Origin of the sequence: Rubrivirga sp., from assembly GCF_049648075.1 — a bacterium.
Classification (GTDB): Bacteria; Bacteroidota; Rhodothermia; order Rhodothermales; family Rubricoccaceae; genus Rubrivirga.
On the sequence record NZ_JBARYR010000414.1, the window covers coordinates 1 to 2,442 of the forward strand.

Below are 2,442 nucleotides of genomic sequence, written 5' to 3' on the forward strand. Positions count from 1 at the left end.
CGCGTCAGGTGGACTGGAGGCGGCCCGCGCGGTGATCGGCCAACTCGATCAAGACCGGGCGTCGATTATCGAGCCGCGCATGCTTGCGGCGACCGAAGGGACCGGGTTCGACATCGCGGCGACCAAGACTCCTGAGGATCTCGCCGGCTTCCTAGAGCGCGAGCATCCCCAGACGATAGCCGTCGTGCTGTCTCGCTTGCCCGCGAAAACGGCTGCCGGTACGCTCGGACGTCTACCGGTCGACGTCCGGGGCGACGTCATCCGCCGCTTGTCCTCGCTCGAGGAGACGCCCGCTTCGGCGCTCCGCGACCTCGACGAAGCGCTCCGTCGCCGGTTCGCGCCGGGAGCAGGAGGCAGAGACGGCGGAGTCCGCCGCGCCGCCGACATCATTACGCAGTCCGGCCGCGCGGTTGGAGACGCCATCCTGGATGACATCCGCGACCGCACGCCGGAGCTCGCCGGTCAGATCCGAGAGCTTCTGTTCGTCTTCGAGGACTTACACCGCTTGGACGACCGCGACCTCGCCCGCGTGCTCTCGGAGTGCGACCAGGGCATGCTCGCGAAGGCCCTCCACGGCGCCACGGCCGACTTCTCCGATAGGGCGCTCCGCTGCGTCAGTGATCGAGTCGGGTCGGCGTTGTTGGAAGAGATTGAGATGATCGGGACGCAGCCTGCGGACGTTATCGAGGAGGCCCACCGCTATGTGATTGCAATCGTGCTGCGGCTCGCCGACGAGGAGGCCATCACGATCGCGTCGTCCACGGCATCCGAAACCTAAGATGTCCACCACCGCCCGCACGTCCGTCCTGCGCGGCCTTGAGCCCGAGCCGTTTCACTTCAGCGCCGTCGAGGACGTGCCACCCCTGAGCCGAGAGCCATTCGCGCCGCTGTTCGAGCGTGGCGTCCTCGAGGACGAGTTCGTGCCGCTGTTCCAGACCGACTCGGCGCTCGAGTCCACGTCGTCGCCGGCCTCACTCGCTACGCCGCCTCCGACGCCGCTTACCTACCACGACGGCCTCGAGGCCGGACGGTCGGAGGTGGCTCTCGAGATTTCCAACCTCGAGGCCGAGGTCGAGCGCCTGACGGGCAAGGTCGCCCAAGCCGAGGACGCCGACCGACAGCATCAGGAGATCGTCACGGGCGCCGTCGAGCGGCTGAGCGCGTTGTGGGCCGACGCGGTCCGCGCCCTCGAGGCCGATCTCGCCGCACTCGCCATCGACGTGGCTGAGGGCGTCCTCGACGCGCCGCTTACGGACGCGCAGCGAGCCGCGTCGTCGTCGGTGCTCGCCCAGGCCGTCGACACCTTGTCCTCCGGTCCGGCCATCGACATCTCGACGCACCCCGTCGACCATCTCCACCTGCGCGAGTCTGGCCTGACCGACGCGCTCTCGGCCGCCCATACCGACTTGCACTGGGACACAAACGCAGCGCTCAACGAGGGCGACTGGCGCGTTTCGACATCGGAGGGCGCCGTCCACCGTGTCCGCGCCGAAATGTTCGAGTCGCTCCGCGACCGTCTGGGCCTGACCACCAACTCCTCATGATCGGTCACTGCATCAAGGAAATCCAGCGCAAGCCGCCGGCTCCCATCCGGTTCGGAAAGGTGCGATCCGCTACGGGACTCGTCATCGAGGCGACCGGCCTCGAGGCAGCTATCGGGGAGTTGTGTACGATCCGGCCGTCGGGCGGCGCACCGCTCCCCGCCGAGGTCATCGGCGTCCGTGGATCCGCTGCGTTGTTGATGCCGCTGGGGGAGTCCACCGGCCTACGAGCGGGCAGCCTGATCGAACGCTCGCCCCGGCCGCACACCGTCCCGGTTGGAAAGGCCCTGTTGGGCCGTGTGATCGACGCCTCCGGCCGACCCATCGATGGGAAAGGCCCGCTCGTTACCTCGTCCTCGAGGCCGGTTCGTGCCGAGCCGCCGCCGCCGCTCGATCGGCAGTTGATCGATGAGCCGCTCGAGACGGGCGTCCGCGCCATTGACGGGATGCTGACGATGGCCAAGGGCCAGCGCGTTGGCATCTTCGCTGGGTCGGGTGTGGGCAAGAGCACGCTCTTGGGGACCATCGCGAAAAACTCCACGGCCGACGTCAACGTGATCGCCCTGATCGGGGAGCGAGGCCGAGAGGTCCGTGAGTTCGTCATCGACACGTTGGGAGACAGCCTTGAGCGGTCCGTTGTGATCGCGGTCACGGGCGACCAAGCCGCCCTGGCCAGGGTCAAGGGCGCGCTGGTGGCGACGGCGGTTGCGGAGCACTTCCGCGACGAGGGCCTGGACGTCTTGCTCATGATGGACTCCGTCACGCGCGTGGCCCAGGCCCAGCGTGAGATCGGGCTCGCGGCCGGAGAGCCGCCGACGACGCGCGGCTACACGCCGAGCGTGTTCGCGCTCCTGCCGCGCTTGCTCGAACGTGCCGGCCCGGGCCCGACGGGCACCATCAC

The 2,442-nt window shown here is 68.6% G+C and carries 3 protein-coding genes; all 3 read left to right on the forward strand.

What is annotated here, in order from left to right; all coding sequences use genetic code 11:
• Window positions 1–778 (forward strand): FliG C-terminal domain-containing protein (locus WBA11_RS11840; protein ID WP_424520889.1); only part of this gene is annotated, 778 nt, incomplete at its 5' end.
• 1 nt (window position 779) lies between these two features.
• Window positions 780–1,544: a hypothetical protein gene (locus WBA11_RS11845; protein WP_424520890.1), complete on the forward strand. Its 765-nt coding sequence runs from the start codon at window positions 780–782 to the stop codon at window positions 1,542–1,544.
• Window positions 1,541–2,442: FliI/YscN family ATPase (locus WBA11_RS11850; protein ID WP_424520891.1), on the forward strand; the 902-nt coding region annotated here is incomplete at its 3' end. The genes WBA11_RS11845 and WBA11_RS11850, both read left to right, overlap by 4 nt.

Bases quoted from the DNA above. Each gene is read 5' to 3' on its own strand.
- WBA11_RS11845 (WP_424520890.1), top strand. From the start codon at position 780: ATGTCCACCACCGCCCGCACGTCCGTCCTGCGCGGCCTTGAGCCCGAG.